Genomic DNA, 22,262 nt, shown 5'->3' with positions numbered 1-22,262 from the left:
TTATGCATTGGCAAAATACACAAAAAAAGCCCTGCCGAAACCGGCAGAGCTCATCTATAAAATTTATTATTTATGCATCTATACGGGCATATTTAGCATTCTTTTCGATAAACTCACGGCGTGGGGCAACTTCATCACCCATCAGCATCGAGAAGGTATGGTCGCACTCGGCAGCATTTTCGATGCTGGCCTGGCGTAAGGTACGTGTAGCTGGGTTCATGGTAGTTTCCCATAGTTGCTCGGCATTCATCTCACCCAAACCTTTATAACGCTGTACACCTACGCTATCTTCGCGACCAGCACCTTTAAGGCGCTGTATGGCTGCGTTGCGCTGCTCGTCTGTCCAGCAATATTCAAACTCTTTACCTTTTTTAACCAGGTACAATGGCGGCGAGGCAATGTACACATATCCTTTTTCTACCAGCTCTTTCATGTACCTGAAGAAGAAAGTCAGAATCAGCGTAGTAATGTGCGAGCCGTCCACGTCGGCATCCGTCATGATTACAATTTTATGATAACGCAGCTTAGCAATATTTAAAGCTTTATCATCTTCTGGAGTACCAATGCTTACACCCAGGGCCGTAAACATGTTTTTAATCTCCTCGTTCTCGTAAATCTTATGTTCCATGGCCTTTTCCACATTCAGGATTTTACCCCTTAACGGCAGGATAGCCTGAAAATCGCGGGCACGGCCCTGCTTGGCAGTACCACCTGCCGAGTCACCTTCGACTAAATATATTTCACAAACTGCCGGGTCACTGTTAGCACAGTCGGCCAGTTTACCGGGCAAACCCGAACCGCTCATTACACTTTTGCGTTGCACCATCTCGCGTGCCTTACGGGCAGCGGCCCGGGCCGTAGCAGCTAAGATTACCTTATTTACAATTAAGCGGGCTTCTTTTGGGTTTTCTTCCAGGTAGATGCTTAAAATTTCGCCTACGGCTACGTTTACGGCACCGCTCACCTCGCTGTTACCCAACTTGGTTTTGGTCTGCCCTTCAAACTGAGGCTCAGCCACTTTAACTGATATAATAGCGGTTAAGCCCTCGCGGAAGTCATCGCCGGTAATATCTACCTTAACGTTTTTCAGCAAACCCGATTTATCAGCATACGCTTTTAAGGTACGGGTTAAACCCATTCTAAAACCGGCTACGTGTGTACCACCCTCAATGGTGTTAATGTTATTTACATACGAATGCACATTTTCGGAGTAGGTATCATTATATTGCAAAGCCAGCTCTACCGGGATACCTTGCTTGGTACCTTCTACATAAATAGGCTCTGGTATGATAGACTGGCGGGTGCCGTCCAAAAACTTTACGAACTCTTTCAAGCCACCTTCAGAGAAAAACTCTTCAATAACCGGCTCGCCATCCTCTTCCACTAAACGCTCGTCGGTTAATGTCAAACGGATGCCTTTATTTAAAAACGCCAGTTCGCGCAAACGGGCAGCCAGGGTATCATACTTATACTCTAACGTGGTAGTAAAAATTTCCGGGTCGGGCTGAAACCATTGAATAGTACCCGTACGGTCAGACTCTCCGATGGCTTTAACATCAAACAAAGGCTTGCCGCGCTCATACTCCTGGGTAAATATTTTGCCCTCGCGATGTACTACAGTTTTAACATGGGTTGACAATGCATTAACACATGATATACCTACACCGTGCAAACCACCCGAAACCTTATAAGTATCCTTATCAAATTTACCGCCTGCGTGCAAAACGGTCATTACAATTTCGAGTGCCGATTTATTCTCTTTGGTATTGATGCCGGTTGGAATACCCCGGCCATTGTCTTCAACGGTAATGGAATTACCTTTATGTATAATTACGTTGATATCAGTACAATAACCCGCAAGTGCTTCGTCAATCGAGTTATCCACTACTTCATATACCAGGTGGTGTAAACCTTTTACGCCGGTATCGCCAATATACATGGACGGCCTTTTACGTACAGCTTCTAAACCTTCCAGAACCTGAATATTATCAGCTGAATAATTAGATTTATCCTGATTTTCTTCGCTCATATTTATAATTAAAAATAACTAACAAATATACGCATTTTTAAGCATAAACGCGCCATGTTGATAACTTGACGGGGTCAGGTACAGGTCATTAAAAACTTTAGGATAGTGCTAACGAAATGATATATTTGTGAAATTTTTAATTGAGAACGATGAAAACCCCGGCTTCGATGTTATCGAAAATTACTTTAAGCTTAATGCTGGCAGGAAGTTTAGCTGCCTGTAACCAAAACAAAACAGAAGACAAAACAGCTACCACTACTACCCCTGCTGCAAGCAGCACTACAGGTGCCAGGGCTGAAGAAATAGTGTTTGTAAACTCAGATTCGTTACTAACCAAGTACGAATACTTTAAAGATATGAGTGCCCGCCTGGAGAAAAAAGGTAAAGCAGCACAAGCCGATTTAGTAGGCCGCGGCCAAGCTTTTCAGCGCGAGGTAGCTGAGTACCAAAAAGCAGCTGCAACGATGAGTGCCGATCAGCGCCAGGCTACAGAGCAACGTTTACAACGCAAACAGCAAGAATTACAAGCTTATCAGCAAAATGCAGGTGCGCAGGTACAAAACGACCAGGCCGGCGAACAAGCTAAACTTTACGAAAAAGTGGCTGAGTTTTTAAAAACCTACGCTAAAGATAAAGGCTATAAAATGGTGATGACCTACCAAAAAGGTAACAGCGGTATCTTATATGGTGATGCCAGCCTGGATATTACCAGCGATGTAGTTAAAAAACTTAACGAGGCTTATACTAAAGACAAAAAATAACTTTTTTAAACATCAGCATAAAACCTCAACCTTTTAGTTGGGGTTTTTTTATGGACTATACATTTATGGAAAACAGCAAACACCAAGAATATATGCGGATGGCTATTGCGCTGTCTGAGCAAAATGTTGCGCAAGGTTTAGGCGGCCCTTTTGGTGCCGTTATTGTAAAAGACAACCATGTGGTAGCGGCCAGCGCTAATACGGTAGTTCCAAGTAACGATCCTACGGCCCACGCCGAGGTATCAGCCATACGCCTGGCCTGCCAGGAATTAAACACTTATAATTTAGAGGGCTGCATAATTTATACCAGTTGCGAACCGTGCCCTATGTGCCTGGGCGCTATTTACTGGGCTCGTATCGAGAAAATTTACTACGCTAACAATAAAAGTGATGCAGCAGCCATTGGCTTTGACGACCAGTTTATTTATGAAGAGCTTGATCGCCCCAAAGAGGAACGTAAATTACCGATGGTAGAAATGCTGCGCAACGAGGCTTTAGGTGCCTTTAATGCCTGGAAAATCTCGGTAGTCAAAACTCATTATTAATCTTTTTTACCTCATCAAGCGTGGCTTAACATACGATATACTTTGCCAATGACTTATTTTGACAACCTGTTACACCTACTTAAGCTGGAGCGCGAAGAGGATCAAAAATCTTATCAAAAACTTACCGAAAATAACTCGGCAGCCGACCGGCGGGCCAACGGTATTACGTGGTATCCGGTTGCTATTCGTGGCACAGAGCCCAGCCGCGGCGATTATATTACGGTAGAACTGGAGCGTACCACGCATCAGGATATTGCACACCAGTTTAGGTTTGGCGTACCTGCTGCCCTATTTTCCAACCATGACCCTAAAGCTAACCGGGCAGAAGGCACGGTTAGCTATCAGGGTAATAACAGGTTAAAAGTCACCCTGTATACCGACGAGTTACCTGAATGGGCACGCGACGGTAAATTAGGCGTTGACTTACTTTTTGATAATAACAGCTATGATGAAATACAAGCTGCCTTAAAAACGGCGACTACCGCCAGTACTCAACCTGCCGAAAACAGGTTGATAGAGGTACTTACCGGACTAAAGCAACCCGTGTTTTCAAGCCAGTCTGCTACGGTTCAGTCAGTTGGTTTAAACCCGGCTCAGCAACAAGCCGTTAACAGCATTATAGCCGCGCAGGATTTAGCTGTAGTACACGGCCCTCCGGGCACAGGTAAAACCACTACTTTGGTGCAAGCCATTAAAGTTGTAGTTACACAAGCCCACGAGCAGGTACTTGTGGTTGCGCCCAGCAATACTGCCGTTGATTTGCTGAGCGAAAAGTTGAACCTGCAAGGTTTGCGGGTGTTACGGATTGGTAACCCGGCACGTGTTTCTGAAAAGCTGACTGCTCTTACACTCGATAATCAGATGGCACAGCACAGCCTGATCAAAGACATTAAAAAGCTTAAGAAACAGGCGTCTGAGTACAAAAACATGGCGCATAAATACAAGCGAAGCTTTGGCAAAGCCGAACGCGACCAGCGAAAAGCTTTATTTAACGAAGCGCATAAAATTATGCAGGACGTGGGTAAAACCGAGCAATATATTATTGATGACTTAGTAGCCAAAGCACAGGTAGTTACCGCAACGCTGGTAGGCGCCAATCATTATACCATCCGTGACACTAAATTTAGAACCGTTTTTATTGATGAAGCCGGCCAGGCACTTGAACCTGCTTGCTGGATCCCCATACTTAAAGCACAAAAAGTAATTTTAGCTGGCGACCACATGCAACTGCCGCCAACCATCAAATCAACAGAAGCAGCCAGGCAAGGACTCAGCACCACACTGCTCGAAAAATGTGCAAAATTATATCCGGGGGCCGTTACCCTGCTCGAGACACAATACCGGATGAACAACGTAATTATGGGCTTCTCTTCGCAAGAATTTTATGAAGGCAGATTAAAAGCACATGCTACCGTAGCCAACCAACTACTGTTTGATGATGACCAACCGCTTTGTTTTATTGATACCGCCGGTTGCGGTTTTAACGAACAGGCCGAAGGCACCAGCACGGCTAACCCCGATGAGGCCGCTTTTGTATTTAAACATTTAAGTTTGTTAATCAAACAAATCAATGCAGCCCAGCCTGCCGCAAACTTTCCAACCATTGCAGTTATATCGCCTTACAAAGAGCAGATACGTTTATTGCAGGAGCAATTATTAAATCATCCGGAACTGGCAAAATACCAAAACCACATAGCCGTGAATACGATTGACAGCTTTCAGGGCCAGGAGCGCGATGTGGTTTATTTGAGTATGACCCGCAGCAACACAGAAAGTGAAATTGGCTTTTTGGCTGATACCCGCCGCATGAACGTAGCTATGACCCGCGCACGTAAAAAGCTGGTGGTTATTGGCGATAGCGCCACCTTGGGTAGCTTTCCATTTTATGCAGATTTTATTACTTATGCTGAGCAAAACGGTGGATATCAAAGCGCATGGGATTTTGCTCCTTTTTAATTGGACTATAAGGTAAGCGCTATTTTACCTTTTATTGAAAAACAGCATATTGCGTTAGTCTAATGCAATATTATCTGATTTCAACCTTATGGACGATTACAAAACGGTAAAACAATCACAAACTACGCTAACTGAATTAATGATACCGTCGTACTCTAACTTTGGCGGTAAGGTACATGGCGGTGTTATTTTAGGTTTGATGGATAAAGTAGCTTATGCCTGCGCAGCTAAACATGCCGGCAACTACTGTGTAACCGTATCTATTGACACGGTTAACTTTTTGGCACCGGTAGAAGTTGGAGAACTTGTTTCGCTGCTGGCTTCTGTTAATTATGTGGGTAATTCATCTATGGTTATCGGCATCAGGGTACAAACCGAAAATGTGCGCACGCAGCAGGTTAAACACACTAACTCAAGTTACTTCACCATGGTGGCTATGGGCGAAGACCATCAGCCGGCAAAAGTACCTGCATTAATTTTACAAACACCAACCGAAGTTAAACGCTTTTACGAAGCCTACCATCGCCGCGAACTGATTAAGTATTACAACCAAGAACAGAATCGTATTAAAAACGACAACGAGTTGGAAGAAGCCATCAAAATCATCAGCCAGGAGCGTTGCAAAATTGAATTGTAGTAAGCTCATTCCCCGCTCATTTTACGGCGCGGTACATTCGTCTACCAACCTTAATATCGACTGGTAGTTTTGGCCGACTGCATCCGACAAAGCAATTTCGCAGGTTTTGGATGATGAATAATAGCCGCTGCACACTTCCTGGTTGGCATCATGGGCTTCCAGTCGGGTGGCGGCACGAGTTAGTTCCGGAAACAGAAAGCCACGGTCGCCTGCCATACCACAGCAGCCTGCGTGTACCGGCACCGTCACTTTTTCAGCGTAATGCCCGGCCACTACCGAAAATGCATTTTCCAAACCCATTTTACTCAATGAGCATACCGGGTGAAGTACGATATTCCCCTTCTTGGCTTTCACTTCCGCCTTGGGCATAACGTACTGTTGAATATATTCAATGCTATCTAAAACAGTCAAGCCATCATACTTTGCCTTATTTTCATCAGTAAGCTTGCCCCGGCAATTGCGTAAAGTTTGTGTACAAGAACTAATGTCGAGCACTAAAGGGTATTTTCCCTGCTGCGTGGTTTCCCACAGCTGGCTAATAGTAGCATTCACCATATAGGCATGCGAATCGGTAAAACCTTTCGAAGAATAAATTTGCCCGCAACACTGGTTGCTTAGCCCTTGCGGAAATAAAACCTCAATGCCTGCTCGACCCGATACATCAATAAAAGTCTGGGTAACCGGCTTACTGTTTTTGTCTGTTTCGCCCATTACCCGGTTAATACAGGCCGGAAAGTAAACCACTTTAACATCGCTGCTTACAAGCTTATCCGGTTTAGGCAAAGCCGGAGCAACAGCCAGTTGATTTGACCATAGGGGAAATGCCGGAATAACCTTTTTGATAGCCGCCGTCAGTTTATACATGGTCTTTTTACCAAAAATGGTATTCATGAGCACTCCGGCACGTAAAGCCAGTTTCACAACCACCGATACCGCTTTAAAATGACGGGCGGTAAACATAGCAACGCTGTTGGCTGTGAATGAATGGCTCTCTACCCGTAGCCGCTTTACTAAATCGCCGGTGTTAATATCCACAGGGCAGGCAGTGGCACATAGGCCATCTACCGCACAGGTGTCCAAACCTTGATACTGGTATTGCTGCACCAGTTCGGCATGTTGTTTGGCATGGCCGTGCTGCTTTAACTTTTTAATTTCGCGCCGTACTACAATACGTTTGCGTGGGGTTAAGGTAATATCACGGCTCGGGCATTTGTGCTCGCAAAAACCGCATTCCATACAACGGTCTACCTCCTGTTCTACCTGCGGTAAATCTTTCAGATTACGGATATGTGCTGCCTTGTCGTGGTTAATAATTACGCCGGGGTTAAGCAGATTTACAGGGTCTACCTGTGCTTTAACGGCTTTCATCACGGCGTAAATCTCCGGCCCCCATTCTGTTTCTACAAAAGGCGCCATATTTCGGCCGGTACCGTGCTCGGCTTTTAGCGTGCCGTTGTATTTAGCGACTACTAGGTCAACCACGGCTTTAATAAAGCGGTCGTACCTATCTATTTCTGCAGGCGTATCAAACGCCTGGGTTACTACAAAATGGATGTTACCATCTTTAGCATGGCCAAAAATAATGGCATTAGCATAATCAAATTGCTTAAAAAGCTGATGCAAATCCAGTATGGCATCACCCAAATTAGCTACCGGGAAAGCGATATCCTCTAAAATAACGGTAGTCCCGCTTGCCCTTACCGCGCCTACAGCCGGGAACATACCTTTACGCACCTTCCACAGCAAGGCCTGCTCAACAGGGTCAGTACTAAACTTTGCATCGTTCAGCATAGCCAAGCTCGAGGCTATAGCAGTAAACTGCGCAATTTTCGCATCTACTTCTTCGGTAGTGTCTGCCTGGTATTCTACCAGTAATGCAGCGGCACTTTCAGGTAATTCTTTGATGATGGCGGGCATACCCTTTACATTTTCGATTGAGCGTAAAGATGCCCTGTCCATTAGCTCCACCGCCTCGGCACCCGATTGTGTTAGCGGCACAATAGCCTGGCAGGCCGAAAATATATCCGGGAAGTACAGCATAGCTGTTGACTTAGCCTTATAGTCGGGAACGGTATGCATTACCGCCTCGGCAATAAAGCCCAGCGTACCCTCAGCCCCAACCAACAGGTGGGCCATGATATCTAAAGGCTGCTCAAAATCGATAAAAGCATTTACAGCGTAGCCAACCGTATTTTTAGTTTGATATTTATAACGGATCAGGTCATGCAATTGAGTATCTTCCATCAACTGCATCCTGATATCTGCCAATGTTTGCGCTAATTCAGTTTGTTCGTGTACAAAACGTGCGTAATCACTTTGCTCTTCGGTGTTATAAGCCGAGCCATTGGGTAATATAAAACGCAGGTGTTTAACCGTATGGTAAGAGTTTTTGCTTACCCCGCAGCACATACCACTTGAGTTGTTAGAGATAATACCTCCCATCATGGCTGAGTTAATACTTGCCGGATCAGGACCTATTTTTTTGCCGTATTTTTTTAAGTAAGTGTTTACCACAGCACCAATAGCCCCAGGTTGCACCCGTACCACTTCGGCATTATTTTCAATGCTTATTTTACGCCAGTGCTGGCTTAAATCCACCAATATTCCATCTGTTACCGACTGGCCAGACAAACTGGTACCCGCTGTACGAAAAACCAGCGGTATCTGGTGTTGCCTCGAAAATTGGAATAGCTTTTTGATCTCATCCTCAGTGTTGGGCAGCACTACCGCTTTAGGTCGGAGGTAATAGAATCCGGCATCAGAGGCTGACGCAACCAGATCTAGCAACTTTGATTTTACCCTTTCGCGGGGAAGTATTTGTTCTAATAATTTGGGGATATCCATGCTAAAATCACAGCCTAAGCTTTCACTGTAAAGTTAACGTGTAAACCCATCGCTTTATGGTACAATTTTTACTTTATGAGCAATAAAAGTGCATACTAATACTAACCACAGCAAAACCGGTACAAGCCAAAACAAATCTGTTGCTGAAACCTTTTGTAATTATACATCAATACAATATCCTATGGTACCCTATGATGATGAACCAACCAAAGATTATCCACACCATACCGAACAATCGGCCGACGCTCCGGCAGGAGGTTACAAGGTTGAGGATGATGATAATTTAGACGAAAGCGACTTAAAACGAACCATATTTGGCGGCGAAGATGCCAACCCTGACCAGCCTGGTTACGAAAGCCATGGTATGGGCGGCCAAAAATTCGGCGAAGTTAACGTAAACCGTTCGGGTGATGATTTAGCTAACCCATCGCGCAATGCAGGTTATAGCAACGATTATTTTAAACGTACCGAACCGCTCGAAGAGCACCCTGAAAACACAAATTTTAAACCACAAGACCAACAAGGAGAACCAGACGTGAACGAAGGAAAAGAAGAAGTTCCGGGCTACCGTGAAGAGCCAGAACAACAAAAAGTAGGCGGCGTTGAGCAAGATAATGGCAAAACCCAAGAGGGTACTGCCGATAACGATGGCGACCGCCAAAAAGTAGGGCAAGATGACTCGGATACTCCGGGTACAGCTTATTACAAACCCGAAGACGACAAAGGCACGCCAGACTATGGCAGCCATAGTCCGGAAAACCAGTAAAAAGTTAAAATACTTATAACAAAAACAAACGCGGTAAAAGAAGATTTTATCGCGTTTGCTTTTGTTATGGCTAAGCTCTCTTAACTTTGAGGAGTGATTGGGCTTTCTTCTTCCAACAGTTGTTTCTCGTATAAATCAAAATAGATACCTTTTTGCTGCATTAATTCCTGGTGATTGCCGTACTCCGCAATTCGCCCCTCATCCATCACCAATATTTTATCTGCACTGCGTATAGTGGATATACGATGGGCAATGATAATGCTGGTTTTGTCTTTCATAATGTGCCCTAAGTTTCCTAAAATTTCTTCTTCGGTGCGGGTATCAACAGCTGATAAACAATCATCAAAAACCAGAATCTGCGGTTGCTTGATGATAGCCCTGGCAATACTCACCCTTTGCTTTTGCCCGCCCGACAAGGTTACACCACGCTCACCAATCAGCGTGTTGAATTGCTGATCCAACTCCATAATATTATGGTAAACAGCCGCATCTTTGGCGGCTTGCTCTACAGCAGGCATGTCCAGTTGGTCTGCGCTAAAAGCAATATTGTTGGCTATGGTATCAGAAAACAAAAAAACTTCCTGCGGCACAAAACCAATCTGCGACCGGTAGCTTTCCAGGTTTAAATTTTTGAGTGGTGTATAATCAATACGTATCTCGCCGCCTGTAACATCATACATCCGCATCAGTAAATTTGCCAGGGTTGATTTACCCGAACCTGTACGGCCAATCACAGCCACTAACTCGCCGGGGTTTACCGTAAACGAAATATTTTTCAATGCCTCTATGCCGGTATCCGGGTAAGTGAAACTTACGTTATCAAACACAATTTGCCCTTCAACCTTCTTAGGCGGCACATCCGGTGATATAATCTCGGGCTCCTGGTGTAAAAACTCGTTGATACGTTTTTGCGATGCCGCGGCCCGCTGAATAAGCGATGATACCCAGCCTAAACTCATTACCGGGAAGGTAAGCTGCCCTAGGTATACTACAAACTCGGCAATATTGCCCGAGGTGATATTGCCTTTCATCACCTCCACGCCACCTATGTATACAATCAGTACGTTACTCAATCCCACCAGCAATAGCATCATCGGAAAAAACAATGCCTGCACACGGGTAAGCTCCATCGAGTGGTGATTATATTGTTCACTCTCTGCAGAAAAACGCTCGTTTACAAAGCCCTCTCTAACATATGACTTGATTACCCTTATACCCGATATATTCTCTTGTACAAAGCTGGAGAGCGCTGACAACCGCTCTTGTATCTTCTCACTGCGGTGCTCAATGATATTGTTTACATAGTAAATGCTAAACACCAGCACCGGCATAGGCAGTAACGAAAAAAAGGTAAGTCTTCCGTTCACGCTCAGCATGGCATACACGGTTAAAATAAACAGCACAACGGTATTAATAGCGTACATAATACCGGGACCTAAATACATACGTACCCTACTCACATCCTCGGTTACCCGGTTCATCAAATCACCCGTATTATGCCGGCGGTAAAAAGCCAGCGAAAGCTTTTGGTAATGTGCATAAATCTCATTTTTAAGATCATACTCAATATGCCTGGACATTAAAATGATGGTTTGCCGCATAAAGAATAAAAATAATCCCCTAAGCAAGGCCAGCACAAATACTAATGCCCCAAACAATAACAGGCTCGACCCAAATATCTGGTAAATAACCTGTTGCCGCTCAAAGCCGGTGTACAAGTGATAAATCTGGATATTTTCTGACACCAAATTAAAAGCCACACGAATAACCTGCGCTGGCAGCACCCCAAACACGTTTGAAATAACCACGAACAGAATACCCGGTATTAAATGCCAGCGATATTTGTAAAAATATTTATTGAGATATGCAAGACTTCTCATACAGCCCGGCAAAGGTAAGGCTTTTATTATGTTGTTTACCTATTAACGTTGTTACGTATTGCCCACTGTGCTGCTCAAATAAACATTGCACATTAATGTTTACGTCCATCGAAAAAATACCTATTTTTGCGGGGCTATAGGTTCATTGATTTGATGGGTTACCGGTTTATGGATGATGTGAGGCTGACTTAATTTTTTGGCATTTATTTCAACAAAAACCATTATACTGTTTAACTACACATTGTGAAAATTTAGCATTTTATATAAATAAATATTACAAACGTTCTTATTCATGTTAAACAGAAGGCACCTCCGGGTTAAAGTATTACAGGCTTTATACGCATACCACCAAACCGAACCGAAAGATGTAAGCCAGCACGAAAAACTACTGCTGCAAAACATTGACAAGGTATATGAAATGTACATTTGGATGCTTTCGCTTATTGACGAGGTAATTCAATACGCCAGCAATGACGCTGCCGAAAGAGCAAACAAACACCTGCCAACGGCCGAAGATTTAAATCCCAATCTTAAAATTCTCGAAAATCGTTTTATCGCGTCACTGCACGTTAATAAAGAATATATTGCTGCTTTAAAGAAGTACAAAGTATCATGGGATTTTGAGCCCGAGCTTTCTAAAACTTTATTTATCACGCTAAAAAACTCCGATGAGTACAGAGCATACCTGCAAAAAACAGATGATACCCTACAAACTGATAAAGACATTATTAAATTCATCTTTAAAAAAGTAATCTTAAAATCGTCGGTTGCTGAGCAGGTTTTTGAAGATATGTTTATATCGTGGCCGGTTGACAAGGATGTTTTACAGGCAATGATTGCCAAAACCTTTAAAAACTTCTCTTTCGACAATCCGCAGCAAAATAAACTGGCAGAAGTTACCGGCAACTGGACAGAAGACCGTGATTTTATTGTAGACCTGTTTAGGCAAACGGTAAGATATAATGCAGAGTATCAGGATATGATTGCGCAAAAAACGCAAAATTGGGAACCTGAACGTATTGCTATGATGGATACCCTGCTGATGAAAATGGCCATTACTGAGTTTATTAACTTCGCATCGGTACCGGTTAAGGTTACTATTAACGAGTATCTGGAGATTGCAAAAGAATTAAGTACTCCGAAAAGTAACTCGTTTATTAACGGTATCTTAGATAAGATTTTATTTGAACTAAAAGAACAAAACAGGATCCGGAAATCGGGCCGTGGATTAATAGAATAATGATAAAAATTATTTCTGCAGGTTTATGTATGGTCATAGCATTGGCCGCCTGCAACCAAACCACTCAAAAAACAGATATAGGCAGCAATACTGCAGCCGCACCGGTTGACAGCGTTAATGCCCCGGTAATGAAGTTTGAAACCGAGGCACACGACTTTGGTAAAATTAAACAAGGCGACAAAGTGACTTACCTGTACAAGTACACCAACACCGGTAAGTCGCCGTTAATAATAAAAGAAGCTTACGCTACCTGCGGCTGTACCACGCCCGAAGTATCTAAAGAGCCTATACAGCCCGGACAGGCCAGCACGGTAAAAGTAACCTTTAACAGCGCGGGCAAAAGTGGTTTGCAAGACAAATTAATTACTGTCGTAGCCAATACCGTTCCGGGCGAAAACAGGGTGCATTTAACCGGCGAAGTTACTACCGACGATAAAGCAAAAAAATAAGCAAAATTTACTGATTTACATGACAGCAGCAATTTTATTACAATTTGGAGGTGGTGCAGCCACTGGCCAGATCATTACCATGGTTTTGATCATTGTGGTTTTCTACTTTTTTATGATCCGCCCTCAGGTTAAAAAACAGAAAGACCAGAAAAAATACGTTGAAGAATTAAAAAAAGGCGACCGCGTAGTTACTACCGCGGGCATACACGGACGCATTATTGATATCAACGATAACACCATCTTACTAGAAGTTGAAAACGGCAAAATCAGGTTTGATAAAGCAGCTGTTTCGCTTGATTCTTCAAAAGCTTTAAACACACCGGCCAAAGCTTAGACTTTGGTGGTTTAAAATAAATGCCGTTTCCGCGTTTGCAAACCCGGGGCGGCATTTTACTTTTACATTGGTAAAGCATCAGATATGGGTATAATTAAATTGTCGGTAGCAGAACGCAGGCGGGTGTCTGCATTTTTTACCTGCATATTAATTGCAATTGGTGCCTGGATACTGGCTACACTATCCGGCTCTTATAACTTTACCGTAAGGCAAACCCTTACCTTTAAAAATACCCCTCAAAAGCGCGCATTTCATGCCCTGCAACCCGATACAGTTGATGCAATTATGCAAGGCGACGGCTGGCATATGCTTTTTGCCCGGTTTAATAACAATTATGAACCGGTAACCATTGATTTGCATACGCTTGAGCACAGTAACTTTATTGCTTTAAATACACAGATTGCAGAAATAAACCGGCACCGAGACAAATCGCACCGGATTATTTCTTTTAATCCGGATACCCTTTATTTTGACTTTACTAACCGTGTTTTAAAACGGGTAAAAGTAGAGCCCCTACTTGATGTAGCATATCTGCCGCAGTTTGCGCCTTCGGGTAAAATAAATATTAAACCAGCTTACGTAACTATTACCGGCCCTGGAAACGTGATAAATAAAATTACGTCATGGAAAACAGATACATTAAAGGTGACTGGCGCTAACAACGATATACGCGGCAAATTAAAACTGCAACCTGTAAAAGAAGGCAACATCAATATTTATCCTAAAAGCGTACAGGTACATTTACCGGTTGAAGAGTTTACCGAAAAAACACTCCGTATACCGGTTAACCTGGTAGGTAACCTGCACTATTATAACGTGAAGGTTTTCCCGCAATATATTAAAGTTACATTTACTATTCCGCTGAGCCGCTATGCCGAGGTTGACCAGGACTTTTTTGAAGCTAATGCAAACTTTGCTTTGTGGGAACAAGGCTATACGGTATTGCCCGTAAACATTACCCGCATGCCCGCCTACTGCCGGATTGTAAATGTTGTACCGCGAAATATTGATTTTCTGATAAAAAAATAAATATTATGCTAAAAATTGGAATTACCGGCAACATTGGCAGCGGCAAAACTACGGCAAGCCGCTTATTTGAAATATTGGGTATTCCTGTTTTTTATTCGGATGCAGAAGCTAAAAAAGTAATGGTTAACGACCATCAGTTAATTAACTCCATCAAAGAGCACTTTGGTACCGACGCTTATTTTGCTGATGGTTCACTTAACCGAAAACTGATTGCTGGTGTAGTGTTTAATAATGAAGCCGAACTTCACAAACTAAATGCATTAGTGCACCCTGCCGTATTCCGGGCATTTGACCAATGGGTTTTGCAATACCCTGATGCCCCGTATGTTTTAAAAGAAGCTGCGGTGTTGTTTGAAAGCGGATCTTACAAAGACTGCGATTATACTATTGTAGTAACCGCCCCTACCGATATGCGTATTGCCCGGGTAGTGCAGCGCGATGGTATTACTAACGCCGAAGCACAAAGCCGAGAAGCTAAGCAAATGCCGCAAGATCAAAAGCAACAACTGGCCAGCTATACCATTAATAACGACAATACCCAACTGGTTATCCCCCAAGCTTTAGCCATACACCGGGAGCTTAGCGCTCATGCCGGCCATATTTTAACATGATACTCGACGATTTTGTAGCTTATAATGCTAATGGGCTTTACTGTAAATACGGCAATTTTTATTTGGATCCGCAGCAACCGGTTGAGCATGCCGTTATTACCCATGCCCACGGCGACCATGCCGTAGCCGGCAACCACCATGTTTATTGCACTACCCCCACTGCCGATTTTATGAAACTGCGTTATAGTAAAAATGCAGGTCGCAACTTTCGGCTATTTAACTGGCACCAGGAATTTAATATTGGTGGCGTAAGCCTGTTTTTTATATCTGCCGGGCATATGCTTGGCTCAGCCCAGGTAGTAATGCAGTACCAGGGTACTACTTACATTTACACCGGCGATTATAAATTACAGCCCGACCCCACCTGCCAGCCTATAGAGTGGGTTACAGCAGATGTGTTGATTACTGAAAGTACCTTCGCCGACCCGGACATCATTCATCCAGACCCGGTGCAAGAGATTGAAAAGCTTGCCCACATTAAAAGCAATATTTTGTTAGGAGCTTACGGTTTAGGCAAAGCACAACGCCTTACCCATATGATCAATCATTACGTACCCGAAAAAAAGGTGCTTGTACACTTTCGTATTGCACCATTAAGTACCGTTTATGAAAAACATGGCTATGCTTTAGGACCATACCAAATGTATAACCGTAAGCTGATGAAAGATCAGCAGCAATATGTGTACCTGGTGCCTCCTTTTACTTTTAATAGTTATTTGCGCGCCGAAGGCGTAAAACGCTTGTTTGCCTCCGGGTGGAAAAATCTGCAGGCCAACCAACAGGATACTTTGTTTATTTCAGACCATGCCGACTGGAACGACGTGTTGCAGGCCGTAAAGCAGGTAAATCCGCAGCAAATATGGACCTTGCATGGCGATGGCCGACACCTAAAAGATTATTTTGGCGACCGCATATTTACTAAATCGCTTAATTAATACATGCTGACTGAAGGGGTTGATTATTACATTAATGCAGACGGTAATTATGTATTTACCGAGGCTTACCACCTAAAGCGCGGCCACTGCTGCAAAAACAAATGCCTGCACTGCCCCTGGCATTATGGCCGGGATAAAAAAGCAAAACGTATTAAAAAATAGTTCGCGCTAAAATCATATTTGTTATAATTGTAATTGATATGAGAATAGAAGACGAAATTCAGAGTGATAAATTTGAAGATAACTATCATAAAGCGGTTATCAATATATCATACACTTACAGTTGGATGAGCAACCTGCATCGTTCTCATTTCGAAAAATACAATCTCACCAGCCAGCAGTTTAACGTGTTGCGTATTTTGCGGGGTCAGAGCCCTAAACCAGCCACCATCAATATGATTAAAGAGCGCATGATTGACAAGATGTCGGACGCCTCGCGTATTGTTGACCGCCTGGTACAAAAAGAACTGGTATCGCGCTGCACTAACAATACAGACCGACGTGCGGTAGATATCCACATCACCGAAAAAGGCATGGAAGTATTAGCTAAAATGGACGTCGAGTTTAAAACCGCCGATTTATTTAGGCATAACCTCACCGAAGAAGAAGCCAACTCGCTAAGCTTACTGCTCGATAAATTTCGCGGATAGCATCAACATCTATTAAAACGGCAAACCTATACCAAAGTTTAACTGCATAAAGCGGTATGGTTCGCTGTTGGTATCGTTATAAGTTTGTTTAAACGAACCGCTTTTAAACAGCTCATCAAAGTGCTTAATTAACACGTACTGGTCTGATCCGGTAAACTGCGGATCTTTAAATTTAAAGGCCGCATCCAGCCTGAACACGAAGAAAGTCAAATCGAAACGTAAACCACCGCCAATACCTACAGCCGTAGACTGATAAAGGTTGCTGAACTTAAACTGACTGTTGGGCACACCGGGTTCTTCTTTTAAACGCCAAATGTTACCAAAATCTACAAACAAGGCACCTTTTAGCTTAGAGCCGTAAAAGTTGTCTACCAGCTTTCCGCGATACTCCAGGTTGCCAATAATCTTTATCTCACCAAATTGGTCGAGATATTTTAAACGGTCGCGGGTTATTTTATCCGGATATATGGCCCGGTTAAATTGCCCTGGTCCAAGTGTACGCGGCAACCAGGCACGTATATCGTTAGCACCGCCGGCATAAAAGTTTTTTTCGAATATTAACTGATCGCTGTTGCCAAACGGCACGCCAATGCCCGGATTGATACGAAATACAAACTGGCGCTCACCTTCGCCCAAATGACGGTAAATACGTATATCAACATCACCTTTGGCATATTGTGCAAATGCATAGCCGAACAAAGTGCGTTGGCCTAAGCTATCGCGCTTGGTATTAAACGCCTTAGTGAGTAAGCTTAACGTATTGCCGCCAATATCTGCCGACCCTCTGAAATACACAAAATTACCCAATGAGTTTAGCTTGTTAGCATTAAGCTGAAATGTATACTGCGTACTGGCTGTAAATACCGTACGCCCAATCAAATATATATAGGAATAACGATTTTGAGCAAGTAGTTGCTGACGGGCAATCGGATCAATAGTTCCGTTAGTAAACTCGATACTGATGGGCGTAAAAGAGTGTTGTTTGCGGGTAGTTTCAATCCAATCATAAGTAATGGCATTAATAAAGCTGCGCCTTTTTACAAGTCCATTTTGATAAAACAACTGGAAGTTGGAAGAAAACGTAGTATGCGGCACCCCATACTTACCTAACAAAGGCAGGTCAAACGGCGAAATAATACGCGGGTATACCAAATTTACCCCCACCTTAAAATCCTGATTTTGTATACCACTGATCTCAGACTGACTGCCTCCATACAGGATACTGTAGTTCAGCTTCAATTGTAATATCTCGGCCTGCTTAAATAAATTGCGGTGCGAAAACGTATTACCAATGTTAAACCCATAACCAGAGCTGGAAAAGAAATCAAAAAATGCAGGCCCTGAGTGCAGGTATTCTGCCTCGATACGGTCTGACATACGCTTGAGCGGTATGATGTCAATCCGGCTGTCTAACCTCCGGTTAACACTATCAGGCAGCTTCTTATAAATCGGGTTAGGCACATTACGGAACACATTTAGCTCGGATAAGCGCGAGGTGGTCAGCGTTTGCTGATCAATGTTATAAATATCTCCTTTTTGCTGAAAGATGTAACGTGTAACGGCATTGGGCTTAAACCGGCGCGAGTAATCAACAAACGTAAATTGCGAATCTACCTTCAGGGTATCCGCCTTACCTTCGGTGCGACCGTATGGATTAGATATGGTAATTAAGGTGTTATTAATCTTATAAATGGGATGCTCTTTTTTACCGGGCGGGTTATCAATAATCATTTTAATATCTACCACGCTGTTATTAAACGTAGTATCATAATTATAATTGATGTATTGCCGGTAAAAATCATAATAGCCGTTACGCTTCATTACCTGGTAAAACTCGTCACGGTCATATGCCAAGCTGTCCACATCATAACGGCTACCAGGCTGCACATGCGAGAAACGCCTGCGGTTAATGCGGTACAATACCTGCACATTAGGATCGCCGATGCTATCTTGAATATTCCGTATCCTGAACATAGACCCTTCTTTGGCGGTGAACGTCAGGAAAGCTTTTTTGTCTTTAGTTTTAATATCGCTCTTTACAGTGGCTTTTACATAGCCTTTGTTACGCAAAAAACGTTCAATCTGTATGCGCGAATACTCAACCAGGTTGCTGTCTAAAATGGCAGGCGGCTCACCTAACTCCTTTTTGCCTTTTTTATTGAAGAGGTAATATAACTGCAGATTAAACCAGCTGTTAGGCTGCTGCAGCCGGTCAACATACAGGTATGACGCTTCAGAAAACTCTTTGTCAACACTGTCAATGGTTATTTTACGCACCAGGTACTGGTTATCAGGCACACCACGGGTTAAGCTGCAACCACCTGCTACAAATGCTAAAAGAATACTTAATATTGCAAGGCTGTAAAGCTTAGTCTCCGGGTAAAATGGTTTCAAAATCTCAGATCAGTTTAATAAAGTCCTTACAACAAAAAAAGTTTCGGCGCGAACATCATTTATTTGTGGCCGAAGGCTATAAATCCGTATCAGAGTTTATAGCAGCCGGTTACCAAATAAACATTGTTTACCATACCGTTGCAGCGGATGCAAAATTGCACAATCTATCAAAGAAAATCAATTTTCAGGAGATTACAGAAGTCGAGCTTCAAAAAATGAGCGGACTTACCACTCCTCAGCAAGTATTAGCCGTAATTAGCCTGCCCAAATGGCCGCAACTAAGTCCGGACGCGTTGAAAGGTAAGTTTTCGTTAGTGCTGGATGGCGTGCAAGACCCAGGCAACCTGGGCACCATCATCCGTACGGCCGACTGGTTTGGCATTCATCATATCATATGTTCAGATGATACTGTAGACGCCTACAACCCTAAAGTAGTACAAGCTACGATGGGATCATTGGCCAAAGTAAAAATTTATTACACAGATTTAAAAACTGTATTGCCCGCATTAAACTTGCCAATATTTGGAGCCATGCTGAATGGTGAAAACATTTATACCGCCCATTTTGGCAGTGAGGGGTTGATACTGATGGGCAACGAAGGCAACGGCATCAGACCCGATATTCAAACATTAATTACGCAGAACATCACTATCCCGAGGCTTGGCAAGGCTGAATCTTTGAACGTATCTATCGCTACGGCGTTATTTTGTTCAGAAATCAGCAGAAAAAGGTTAAAATAATTATTGCCCATGTACAAAAAATAATTATTTTTGCACTCCAATAAAATGGTCGGGTGGCCGAGTGGCTAGGCAGAGGTCTGCAAAACCTTGTACAGCGGTTCGAATCCGCTCTCGACCTCTAAAGGGTTTTACCGTTAAAGAGAAATTACCATGGGCGTAACACGTTTAAAAAGAAAAGACAGAAGAAATAAAACCGTATCTCGCTTAGAAGTACAGTTTTTAAAATTAGCTACTAACCTGCAGCCAGGAAGCCGCTCTAAAGAGAAAGCAAGCAGCCAAATTGCTAAAAACAATGCGGTTTTAGCTGAACTTTCTGCTAAGTAAGCGACTGCTCTTATTTTAAAAAATTCAAAAATCCTTGTTGGTGAAAACTAACAAGGATTTTTTTATGGGAGTAAATCACACTCCTATTTATCTTGAGTAAGTAATTAAATCTAGTGTTCATTAATAATTATCCAGCACTATAAAGCTTTAGTGAAAAGCAATGCGCCAGCTTTACTACATAGCTAAACGTGAATAGTATTAGCTATAACAAACAGATAGAAGGCCCGTAATTACTAGGTAATGTTACACTTCATGTTTGGCCGCCATAAACAGCGCCTTAATTTCGGTAGCATCATTAGGTTCCATACGGCCGCTCAAAATAAGGCGTAGCTGGCGGCGGCGCAAAGCACCTTCAAACATCAGTTTTTCTTCGTCTGTTTTGGGTACCAGTTCGGGGGCGGCAACAGGTTTTCCGGCATCGTCAAGCGCAACAAAGGTGTAATAAGCCTCATTACTTTTTATTTTGGTACCCGACGGTATATTTTGCGCCCATACATCTAACCGCACTTCCATCGATTTATTGAAAGCCCGGGTAACTTTGGCTTCAATTGTTACCGCATCGCCTAGTTTTATGGATTGCTGAAAGGAGACATTATCTACCGAGGCAGTTACCACCAAGCGGTTACTGTGTTTTTGCGCCGACATGGCCGCGGCAATATCCATCCAGTACAGCAAGCGCCCACCCATCAAATTATGCATCATGTTGGTATCGTTGGGTAACACCAACTCGTTCATAATCACTAAAGAATCCTGAGGCTTTTTGGCTTGCATAGCAACAAAGATAATATTTTAAGCGGTTGTTACAGGCTTGACAGACTTTTCTAGACGCGGGTAATTAGTGTTAGCGCCTGCCTGTATTGATGGACTGATAGCCTACCAACTCCTCCCACCTTGCGCCAGGTGCCCGGTAATAAACCAATAGCTGATAATCGTTCTCGGTTTCAAAAAAACTGCCTTCTAGGGGTTTACTATCTGCGTGCTGCGTGGCAGTGTTCACCCAAACGTACTGGTAATCATAAACGCCTTGTTTGAGTGGTATGGCAAGACTATAGCGGCTACGTGTGGCATCGTATATCAGCTTACTGTTTGAGTCTAAGTTATAATTATTAAATCTGCCGGTAACGTAAATATCGCCTTTGGGCAGGTTTAACGGCGCCGTAAAATTGAAATATACGTAGGCATAATCTGCATCCGTGGCCGGGTCGTGGCCATCCTGGTTGAGGATATAAAAACTGCCGTTAATATCATACTGAAACAAGTAAGCGCCGTCGTTACGGCTTGCATCTCCTAACAGCAAAACCGTATTGGTCGTGTCTTTAAATATCCGGGCAATACGCTCTGAATTTAATTTCAGGGTACGGGTATCAAAATGCCTAAACTCGTTACCGCCGGCAAAATCGTTAATGCTTACATCATTATATATCAACTGCGAACCGCGGATGTAGGTTGGCCGGGTGTTTAATTGAGCCGTTTGCTGCCGGCCGTTTTGCATGGCTATCACCTTAATATCGGTGTACGGGTTTTGAACGTTTAAGCCGGCATAAGTAACCTGAAAATTAAGTTTTTGATTTTGAGCACGCAGCGCCACATTGGCCGACGGCACTACCTCTGCCCCTATGCTCACGGTATTAGCTGCCACATAGATACGACGAGTGATAATGAGCCTGGTTGGATCATTATCTTCGTAAACCTTGAGCAGGTAATTACCCGGCAGCTTAGGGTTGATGTTGGCATTAGGGAATCTTACCTGGTAATGAATATACTTTTGAACTGTACCGCTGGAGTAGTTATAATCCATGATGCGGTCTTCGGTAAAGCTTTGCAGGTATTCAGCAGGCGATAAGCGAGAAGTGTTCCACTGAGCGTCGCAATGCTCCATGGTATAGTAATAATTGCGGCTACGGCCTTCTAAATCATCAAAGGCCAGCACCAACTGCTCGTTGGTACGGAAACGGATTAACGGGAATGAGCCTTGTTTGGCAGCGTTATAACACTCTACACTTTTGATGCTGCCGCGATAAACCTGATCGGTATAAGAAACCGTGCCTTGCGAGTATGCATAATACGACAGCATTAATAACAACCCAACCAGTCCCAGTGATTTCATCATGAAAAAAATTAAGCCATGCTGATGGGCA

21 protein-coding genes and 1 tRNA gene are annotated in these 22,262 nt (G+C 43.4%); 16 read left to right on the top strand and 6 right to left on the bottom strand.

Annotated features, from left to right (window positions below; genetic code table 11):
- Window positions 1-70: 70 nt before the first annotated feature.
- On the bottom strand, window positions 71-2,029 hold the full coding sequence (gyrB, locus tag AAGR14_RS06105; protein ID WP_342647706.1) for a DNA topoisomerase (ATP-hydrolyzing) subunit B: 1,959 nt from the start codon (window positions 2,027-2,029) through the stop codon (window positions 71-73).
- 149 nt (window positions 2,030-2,178) lie between these two features.
- Here gyrB and AAGR14_RS06100 point away from each other — a divergent pair, with 149 nt between their 5' ends.
- The 4 genes from AAGR14_RS06100 to AAGR14_RS06085 all read left to right on the top strand — a co-directional run bounded on the left by AAGR14_RS06100 (window position 2,179) and on the right by AAGR14_RS06085 (window position 5,928).
- A complete protein-coding gene (locus AAGR14_RS06100; RefSeq protein ID WP_342647705.1) occupies window positions 2,179-2,790 on the top strand; it encodes an OmpH family outer membrane protein in 612 nt (203 codons plus the stop codon).
- 65 nt (window positions 2,791-2,855) lie between these two features.
- The gene (locus tag AAGR14_RS06095) at window positions 2,856-3,335 is read left to right on the top strand and encodes a nucleoside deaminase (protein ID WP_342647704.1); all 480 of its coding nucleotides are present in this window, start codon (window positions 2,856-2,858) and stop codon (window positions 3,333-3,335) included.
- Between the two features lie 48 nt (window positions 3,336-3,383).
- The gene (locus AAGR14_RS06090) at window positions 3,384-5,291 is read left to right on the top strand and encodes an AAA domain-containing protein (protein ID WP_342647703.1); all 1,908 of its coding nucleotides are present in this window, start codon (window positions 3,384-3,386) and stop codon (window positions 5,289-5,291) included.
- An 88-nt stretch (window positions 5,292-5,379) separates the two neighbouring features.
- Window positions 5,380-5,928 (top strand): acyl-CoA thioesterase, encoded by a 549-nt coding sequence (locus tag AAGR14_RS06085; protein ID WP_342647702.1) that lies wholly within the window; start codon window positions 5,380-5,382, stop codon window positions 5,926-5,928.
- A gap of 21 nt (window positions 5,929-5,949) precedes the next feature.
- Here AAGR14_RS06085 and AAGR14_RS06080 read toward each other — a convergent pair whose 3' ends face one another.
- On the bottom strand, window positions 5,950-8,772 hold the full coding sequence (locus AAGR14_RS06080; RefSeq protein ID WP_342647701.1) for an FAD-binding and (Fe-S)-binding domain-containing protein: 2,823 nt from the start codon (window positions 8,770-8,772) through the stop codon (window positions 5,950-5,952).
- Between the two features lie 181 nt (window positions 8,773-8,953).
- Here AAGR14_RS06080 and AAGR14_RS06075 point away from each other — a divergent pair, with 181 nt between their 5' ends.
- The gene (locus AAGR14_RS06075) at window positions 8,954-9,538 is read left to right on the top strand and encodes a hypothetical protein (protein ID WP_342647700.1); all 585 of its coding nucleotides are present in this window, start codon (window positions 8,954-8,956) and stop codon (window positions 9,536-9,538) included.
- 80 nt (window positions 9,539-9,618) lie between these two features.
- Here AAGR14_RS06075 and AAGR14_RS06070 read toward each other — a convergent pair whose 3' ends face one another.
- Complete coding sequence (locus AAGR14_RS06070) at window positions 9,619-11,418, bottom strand: ABC transporter ATP-binding protein (RefSeq protein WP_342647699.1); 1,800 nt, start codon at window positions 11,416-11,418, stop codon at window positions 9,619-9,621.
- Between the two features lie 292 nt (window positions 11,419-11,710).
- On the opposite strand from AAGR14_RS06070, the gene nusB reads away from it, so the two are divergent.
- From nusB to AAGR14_RS06030, 8 genes are all read left to right on the top strand, one after another.
- Complete coding sequence (gene nusB / locus AAGR14_RS06065; protein WP_342647698.1) at window positions 11,711-12,658, top strand: transcription antitermination factor NusB; 948 nt, start codon at window positions 11,711-11,713, stop codon at window positions 12,656-12,658.
- Entirely contained in the window at window positions 12,658-13,107 is a 450-nt protein-coding gene (locus tag AAGR14_RS06060; protein WP_342647697.1) for a DUF1573 domain-containing protein, read from the top strand. Before nusB ends, AAGR14_RS06060 begins: the two co-directional genes overlap by 1 nt.
- Window positions 13,108-13,126: 19 nt before the next feature.
- Window positions 13,127-13,441 carry a preprotein translocase subunit YajC gene (gene yajC / locus AAGR14_RS06055; protein ID WP_342647696.1) on the top strand — a complete coding sequence of 105 codons (315 nt, stop codon included), beginning with the start codon at window positions 13,127-13,129 and terminating at the stop codon, window positions 13,439-13,441.
- A gap of 84 nt (window positions 13,442-13,525) precedes the next feature.
- On the top strand, window positions 13,526-14,470 hold the full coding sequence (locus AAGR14_RS06050) for a CdaR family protein (protein WP_342647695.1): 945 nt from the start codon (window positions 13,526-13,528) through the stop codon (window positions 14,468-14,470).
- A 5-nt stretch (window positions 14,471-14,475) separates the two neighbouring features.
- The gene (gene coaE / locus AAGR14_RS06045) at window positions 14,476-15,081 is read left to right on the top strand and encodes a dephospho-CoA kinase (protein WP_342647694.1); all 606 of its coding nucleotides are present in this window, start codon (window positions 14,476-14,478) and stop codon (window positions 15,079-15,081) included.
- Window positions 15,078-16,016, top strand: coding sequence for an MBL fold metallo-hydrolase (locus AAGR14_RS06040; RefSeq protein WP_342647693.1), 939 nt, complete (start codon window positions 15,078-15,080; stop codon window positions 16,014-16,016). Before coaE ends, AAGR14_RS06040 begins: the two co-directional genes overlap by 4 nt.
- 3 nt (window positions 16,017-16,019) lie before the next feature.
- The gene (locus AAGR14_RS06035) at window positions 16,020-16,178 is read left to right on the top strand and encodes a DUF5522 domain-containing protein (protein ID WP_342647692.1); all 159 of its coding nucleotides are present in this window, start codon (window positions 16,020-16,022) and stop codon (window positions 16,176-16,178) included.
- Between the two features lie 38 nt (window positions 16,179-16,216).
- On the top strand, window positions 16,217-16,666 hold the full coding sequence (locus tag AAGR14_RS06030; protein ID WP_342647691.1) for a MarR family transcriptional regulator: 450 nt from the start codon (window positions 16,217-16,219) through the stop codon (window positions 16,664-16,666).
- Window positions 16,667-16,678: 12 nt separating this feature from the next.
- On the opposite strand, the gene AAGR14_RS06025 is transcribed toward AAGR14_RS06030, so the two are convergent.
- Complete coding sequence (locus AAGR14_RS06025; protein ID WP_342647690.1) at window positions 16,679-19,060, bottom strand: BamA/TamA family outer membrane protein; 2,382 nt, start codon at window positions 19,058-19,060, stop codon at window positions 16,679-16,681.
- A 65-nt stretch (window positions 19,061-19,125) separates the two neighbouring features.
- On the opposite strand from AAGR14_RS06025, the gene AAGR14_RS06020 reads away from it, so the two are divergent.
- From AAGR14_RS06020 to AAGR14_RS06010, 3 genes are all read left to right on the top strand, one after another.
- Complete coding sequence (locus AAGR14_RS06020) at window positions 19,126-19,800, top strand: RNA methyltransferase (protein ID WP_342647689.1); 675 nt, start codon at window positions 19,126-19,128, stop codon at window positions 19,798-19,800.
- 47 nt (window positions 19,801-19,847) lie between these two features.
- Window positions 19,848-19,918 (top strand) — tRNA-Cys (locus AAGR14_RS06015).
- Between the two features lie 32 nt (window positions 19,919-19,950).
- A complete protein-coding gene (locus tag AAGR14_RS06010; RefSeq protein WP_342647688.1) occupies window positions 19,951-20,124 on the top strand; it encodes a spore protein in 174 nt (57 codons plus the stop codon).
- A 243-nt stretch (window positions 20,125-20,367) separates the two neighbouring features.
- Here AAGR14_RS06010 and AAGR14_RS06005 read toward each other — a convergent pair whose 3' ends face one another.
- Window positions 20,368-20,895 (bottom strand): acyl-CoA thioesterase, encoded by a 528-nt coding sequence (locus tag AAGR14_RS06005; RefSeq protein ID WP_342647687.1) that lies wholly within the window; start codon window positions 20,893-20,895, stop codon window positions 20,368-20,370.
- A 70-nt stretch (window positions 20,896-20,965) separates the two neighbouring features.
- Window positions 20,966-22,234: a DUF5103 domain-containing protein gene (locus tag AAGR14_RS06000; RefSeq protein WP_342647686.1), complete on the bottom strand. Its 1,269-nt coding sequence runs from the start codon at window positions 22,232-22,234 to the stop codon at window positions 20,966-20,968.
- Window positions 22,235-22,262 lie beyond the last annotated feature (28 nt).

Source organism: Mucilaginibacter sp. CSA2-8R, assembly GCF_038806765.1.
In the GTDB taxonomy this organism is placed as follows: domain Bacteria; phylum Bacteroidota; class Bacteroidia; order Sphingobacteriales; family Sphingobacteriaceae; genus Mucilaginibacter.
The sequence above is the reverse complement of the archived record's forward strand: the minus strand, read 5'-3'. Positions and strand labels throughout refer to the sequence as shown.

Bases quoted from the DNA above. Each gene is read 5' to 3' on its own strand.
- gyrB (WP_342647706.1), bottom strand. From the start codon at position 2,029: ATGAGCGAAGAAAATCAGGATAAATCTAATTATTCAGCTGATAATATT.
- AAGR14_RS06100 (WP_342647705.1), top strand. From the start codon at position 2,179: ATGAAAACCCCGGCTTCGATGTTATCGAAAATTACTTTAAGCTTAATG.
- AAGR14_RS06095 (WP_342647704.1), top strand. From the start codon at position 2,856: ATGGAAAACAGCAAACACCAAGAATATATGCGGATGGCTATTGCGCTG.
- AAGR14_RS06090 (WP_342647703.1), top strand. From the start codon at position 3,384: ATGACTTATTTTGACAACCTGTTACACCTACTTAAGCTGGAGCGCGAA.
- AAGR14_RS06085 (WP_342647702.1), top strand. From the start codon at position 5,380: ATGGACGATTACAAAACGGTAAAACAATCACAAACTACGCTAACTGAA.
- AAGR14_RS06080 (WP_342647701.1), bottom strand. From the start codon at position 8,772: ATGGATATCCCCAAATTATTAGAACAAATACTTCCCCGCGAAAGGGTA.
- AAGR14_RS06075 (WP_342647700.1), top strand. From the start codon at position 8,954: ATGGTACCCTATGATGATGAACCAACCAAAGATTATCCACACCATACC.
- AAGR14_RS06070 (WP_342647699.1), bottom strand. From the start codon at position 11,418: ATGAGAAGTCTTGCATATCTCAATAAATATTTTTACAAATATCGCTGG.
- nusB (WP_342647698.1), top strand. From the start codon at position 11,711: ATGTTAAACAGAAGGCACCTCCGGGTTAAAGTATTACAGGCTTTATAC.
- AAGR14_RS06060 (WP_342647697.1), top strand. From the start codon at position 12,658: ATGATAAAAATTATTTCTGCAGGTTTATGTATGGTCATAGCATTGGCC.
- yajC (WP_342647696.1), top strand. From the start codon at position 13,127: ATGACAGCAGCAATTTTATTACAATTTGGAGGTGGTGCAGCCACTGGC.
- AAGR14_RS06050 (WP_342647695.1), top strand. From the start codon at position 13,526: ATGGGTATAATTAAATTGTCGGTAGCAGAACGCAGGCGGGTGTCTGCA.
- coaE (WP_342647694.1), top strand. From the start codon at position 14,476: ATGCTAAAAATTGGAATTACCGGCAACATTGGCAGCGGCAAAACTACG.
- AAGR14_RS06040 (WP_342647693.1), top strand. From the start codon at position 15,078: ATGATACTCGACGATTTTGTAGCTTATAATGCTAATGGGCTTTACTGT.
- AAGR14_RS06035 (WP_342647692.1), top strand. From the start codon at position 16,020: ATGCTGACTGAAGGGGTTGATTATTACATTAATGCAGACGGTAATTAT.
- AAGR14_RS06030 (WP_342647691.1), top strand. From the start codon at position 16,217: ATGAGAATAGAAGACGAAATTCAGAGTGATAAATTTGAAGATAACTAT.
- AAGR14_RS06010 (WP_342647688.1), top strand. From the start codon at position 19,951: ATGGGCGTAACACGTTTAAAAAGAAAAGACAGAAGAAATAAAACCGTA.
- AAGR14_RS06005 (WP_342647687.1), bottom strand. From the start codon at position 20,895: ATGCAAGCCAAAAAGCCTCAGGATTCTTTAGTGATTATGAACGAGTTG.
- AAGR14_RS06000 (WP_342647686.1), bottom strand. From the start codon at position 22,234: ATGATGAAATCACTGGGACTGGTTGGGTTGTTATTAATGCTGTCGTAT.